The 4,744-nt window shown below is 74.5% G+C and carries 4 protein-coding genes; 3 read left to right on the plus strand and 1 reads right to left on the minus strand.

The features are described 5' to 3' along the window. The coding region (locus ACR807_RS41135; RefSeq protein WP_438926974.1) for a helix-turn-helix transcriptional regulator at positions 1 to 709 on the minus strand (709 nt) is incomplete at its 3' end. Positions 710 to 1,473: 764 nt separating this feature from the next. On the opposite strand from ACR807_RS41135, the gene ACR807_RS41140 reads away from it, so the two are divergent. The 3 genes from ACR807_RS41140 to ACR807_RS41150 all read left to right on the plus strand — a co-directional run. Further along, positions 1,474 to 2,049, plus strand: a complete 576-nt coding sequence (locus ACR807_RS41140) for a hypothetical protein (RefSeq protein WP_438926975.1) — start codon at positions 1,474 to 1,476, stop codon at positions 2,047 to 2,049. 4 nt (positions 2,050 to 2,053) lie between these two features. Continuing rightward, positions 2,054 to 3,325, plus strand: a complete 1,272-nt coding sequence (locus ACR807_RS41145; protein ID WP_438926976.1) for a DUF6239 family natural product biosynthesis protein — start codon at positions 2,054 to 2,056, stop codon at positions 3,323 to 3,325. A gap of 120 nt (positions 3,326 to 3,445) precedes the next feature. Further along, positions 3,446 to 4,744: FAD/NAD(P)-binding protein (locus tag ACR807_RS41150; protein ID WP_438926977.1), on the plus strand; the 1,299-nt coding region annotated here is incomplete at its 3' end.

Consider the following 4,744-nt stretch of genomic DNA (forward strand, 5'->3'; position numbering starts at 1 on the left):
CCGCGAGCGCGGCGGACTGGACGTCCAGCAGCGCCATGAGCACCGGCGGGTCGAGGGCGCTGCGCGGGCGCAGGCACAGGTCGACCGGGTCGACCGCCGTGCCGGCCCGCACGGTGATCGGCCCGGAGCAGGCGACGTTCGGCGCGTCGCCGTCGGGGTAGGAGCAGTCGGGCACCGCCTCGCGGTCCGGCGGCACGGAGCTGGCCATCAGGTACCACGTGCCGGGCGGCACGTCGGCGAGCAGGTACGGGCCGGGCCGCAGCAGCACCGAGCAGCGGATCGGGACGCCCTGCGGGATCGGGTCGGGGAACAGGCCGAGGAAGGTCAGCCCGGACGGCAGGTCGCGCGGCGCGTCGATCCGGCCGTGCACCGTCGAGGTGTGCGTCCCCTGGCCGCGCCAGGCCGTCGGCACCTTCGCGGCGAACCCGCCGAGCTGGCGGTACTCCGTGGGCGAGACGCCGACGCTGCTGCGGAAGCGCGAGCTGAACGTGCCGACGCTCGTGTACCCGACCCGGTGGCTGATGTCGGTGACGGTGGACGAGGTGCACACGAGCAGCCTCTTCGCCTCCTGGAGCCGGATCGCCGCCAGGAACCGGCCGGGCGAGACGCCGGTGACCCGCTGGAAGACCCGGGAGAAGTGGAACTTGCTGTACATCGCGGTGCGGGCCATGTCGTCGATCGTGAACTGCTCGCCCAGATTGTCGTACATGAATTCGACGACTCGCCCTACCGCGCGTTCTACTACATCTTCCACCACGACCCCCACATCGCAGATCCAATGAATGACGAAATGGGTTGAAACCGGTTGCGCGACTGCGCGCACCACTCCCGACACGACCGGGACCAACTGGGAGACTTTCGCAACGCAGGACTCAGCGTCTCACTCGACGACCTCCGACCCACTCCATCGACCTGCGATTTTTCGCAAGTTACCAGGCTGCCGACAGCCTCGGCAAGCAGCCAAGACGGGCGACAGTGAAGATTTTTCATGATCTTTGGGGCACCTGGAAGCGGTCTTTGCTTTTGTTCACCCCGACTATTTCAGAGGGTGACAGCAGAATCATTTACGTCACCTGTGGACAGCGTAAACTACGCCTTCCGGGTGAGCGTTCGCTAACGCCCTGTCGCCGGTCCCCGACGAGTGTCCCGAGAAGACCCCACAGCACCCGTACCGGGCATTTCCGCGCACCCCCGACGGGCAAACGCCCCAACCCGCTGGGCCGATCGTCCGCCCCGCCGTCCCGGTCCGACCGGTCCCCGCCGGGCACGCCGCACGCTGGAAGAAGGACGGGCGGCGTCAGCGCCATACAGTCGGGCGTGCGGGTGCGGGAACGATCACCGCACCGTCACGCGGGCCGCGCGACCGACCCCGATCGCGGCGTCCGCGCCCGGGGGTCTTCGACGCATCGGGAAGCCGAAGACCCGCCCGGCTCGGGGAGCCGCCCCGCCGGGTCGAGCGCAGCAGGAGGAACCGTGGTCGACTCCCAGGTCCAGACCCATGCCCACCCCACCACCGCCGGATCGCCGTTGACCACGCGCCTGCACCGGCCGGCGCTGTACGCCTTCCTGCTGGTCGTCCTCGCGCACTGGGCGGAGCACATCGCCCAGGCCGTGCAGATCTACGCCCTCGGCTGGCCGGTGCCGCAGGCCAAGGGCGTGCTCGGTCTGTGGATGCCGTGGTTGGTCACCTCGGAGGTGATGCACTACGGCTTCGCGCTGGTCATGCTGGTCTTCCTCTTCGCGCTGCGCAAGGGGTTCGTCGGGCGCTCCAGGACGTGGTGGGGCGTCGCGCTGGGCCTCCAGTTCTGGCACCACGTCGAGCACCTGCTGCTGATCGTCCAGGCGTCGACGGGCACCACCCTGCTGGGCCGGCCCGCGCCGACGAGCGTGATCCAGCTGATCGTGCCGAGGGTGGAGCTGCACCTGTTCTACAACTTCGTGGTGTTCGTGCCGATGGTCGTGGCGATGGTGCTCCACATGCGCCCGACCCGCGAGGAGCGCGCCGCGATGCGGTGCTCCTGCGCGCTGCCGGTCGGCGCGGCGGCCTGAGCCGGTGCACGACCACGCCGCCGTCGGCCTGCCGCTCGGCTTCACCCTGCTGCGGCTGGTCCTGTTCGGATCGGTGACGGCGGTGGCGGCCTGGGCGCTGGTGCGGCCGTTCCTCCCCTCCCCGCCGGGGCTGCCGGCGAGGCGGGTGGTCACCGGGGCCGCCGCGGCCGGCGGGGTCGCGGTGCTGCTGGTGGCGAAGGCGACGTGGCTGCCGGGTCCCGCGGCGGTGGCGCTGATCGCGCTCCTCGTGCTCCCGCCCGTGCTGCGGGGCGAGCACCCCGTGCTGGGGCGGTGCGCGGCGGCGGCCTCCGCGCTCGTGGTCGTCGCGGCCGGCGCGTGGACCGGCGGACCGCCCTCGTCGTCCGCGTACGTCGTGCTGGTGGCGGCGTTCACCGGCGCGGCGTGGCTCGCGCTGTGCCCGCCGGCGGCGGACGTGCGGCCGGCGGGCGCGGCGCTGGGCCTGGTCCTGCTGGCCGGCCTGGGGCACGTCGTGGTCGCCGGCCGGCTCGACGCGCCGACCCCGGGCGACCCGCTGTTGACCCGGGTCGCCCTGCCGGGCGGCGGTCCGGTGGACCTCCTGGTGGTGCCGCACATGCCGGGCTGGAACCTCGTGCACACCGGCGACACCGACCTGTCCGCGGGCAACGCGCCCTCGGCCCTGGTGCCGGTCCGGCCGCGCCCCGCGGCGAGCGGGCGCTGGGCGCTGGTGTGGCTGCCGCCGGGGCGCGGCGAGCTGTGGCTGGAACGCGCGGGCGCGCGGACCACCGTCGTGGTGGACACCGGCGACGGGGCGTGGACCGGACCGGACGTGCGGGGTCCTGAGGGGCCGGACCACGCCTCGGCCGTGCTGGCGGCGAAGCTGGCCGGCGCGCGGGGCGACCTGCCGTGGCCCGCGCTGACCGACGCCGACGCGGCGGCGCTGCGGGCCGGGGTCGCCGCGATCGGCGGGCCGTTCGCCGTGGCGTCCGACGCCTCGCCGCGCGCGGTCGCGGCGGAGCGGGTCGTGCGGGAGGAGGCCGCCCGCCTGGGCCTCCGGGTCGTGCCGGGCGCGCCGGACGTGCTGGTGCTGGCGGGCGAGCCCCGGGGCGGGCACCTCGCGCCCTGGCTGGCGCCACCCGATCTGTCCACACCGGACGGTCAGCGGTACGCGCGGGTCCTCGCGGACGCCTTCCCCGGCGAGCGGCCGACCGCGTCGGGCCTGGCGGCGTGGAGCGCGGGGGAGGGGGCGGGCGCCGGGGCCGGGAACACCGCCCCGGAACGGCGGCTTGTTGGATAACGTTGTTGGGCTACCCTCGTCACAACCCTCCCCCACCTGCGGTTCGGCGACGACGAGGACCCCCGACAGCACCCGACGACGCCGGCCCCTCGGCCCGCTCCGGCCGGGGACAGGAGCGACATGGTTCGACTTCCCGAAGCCCCCTGGCGCGTGGTGGTGGTCGGGGCCGGCCTGGGCGGCACGGCCACCGCCGTCCGGCTCCTCCGGTTCGCCCGGGAGCCCGGCGAGGTCGTGCTCGTGGAGCGGCGCCCGGAGCACCGCAGCGCCGGCGTCGCCTACCACCGCGAGGGCAACCCCTGGCAGCACGTCTTCAACATCCAGGCCGGGCGCATGGCGATGTTCCGCGAGGACGTCGACGACTTCGTGCGCTGGGCCAACACCGAGGCCGACCGCGCGGACTGGCCGCCCGAGTGGCGCGACGCGGTGTTCACCGAGTCCGGGCCCGCGCCCCGCCGGGTCTACGCCGACTACCTCGCCGACCGGTTGGCCGAGGCCGCGCGCGAGGCGTCCGCCGGCGTGGTCCTGGTCGAGCTGGACGGCGAGGTGGTCGACCTCGACGTGGAGGACCACGCGGCCCGCGTGGTCGTCGAGGCCCCCACCGGGCGGACCACCGTCCGCGCCGACCACGTCGTCGTCGCGACCGGCCTGGAGGAGCGCGAACTGCCCTTCGCGGCCGAGGTCGCCGACCACCCCGCGTTCGTGCGCCACCCCTACTCCGGCCACGCCGTCGAACGCATCCTCGCCCTGCCGCCGGACGCGACCGTCGCCGTCGTCGGCACCCTGCTCAGCGCCTACGACTCCGCCGCCCTGCTGCTGCGGCGCGGCCACACCGGACCCATCCGGATGATCTCCCGCTCCGGCCTCACGCTGCGCACCTACCCCGACGACCACCGCCACCGCGTCCTGCCGCTGCCCGCGCCCCGGTTGGGCGGCGACGCCTACGAGGGCCGCGACAACCTCGTCCGGCTCGTCGAGCGGGAGTGGGCCAGGGCCCGCGCCACCATCGCGCGCGAGCACCCCGACGTGCCGCCGGCCGTGGTGACCGAGCGGATCTCCAAGGCGTGGGAGCCGCACCTGTCCCCCGTCCTGGCCCGCATCCCCACCGACGACCTGCGCGCGCTCCTCGACCGCTACGGCAGCCTGCTGGCGACGCTGCGGGTGAGCGCCGTCGCCTACACCACCGAGGTCGTCCACGCCGCGCTGGGCGACCAGGTCCGGCTCGTCACCGGCCGGGTCGACCGGATCGCGCCCACCGGCTCCGGGAGGCTGGCGCTGACCGTGGACTCCGCCGGGACCGCCCACGAGCTCGAAGCGGACCTGGTGATCGCGAACTTCGGCCGCGAGCCCGACTACGCCCGCGTCGGCTCGGCGCTGTGGCGCAACCTGCTGCGCAAGGGCGTCGCCGTGCCGCACGCCCGC

The sequence above is a fragment of the Saccharothrix sabaoui genome (assembly GCF_051756985.1).
GTDB lineage: Bacteria > Actinomycetota > Actinomycetes > Mycobacteriales > Pseudonocardiaceae > Actinosynnema.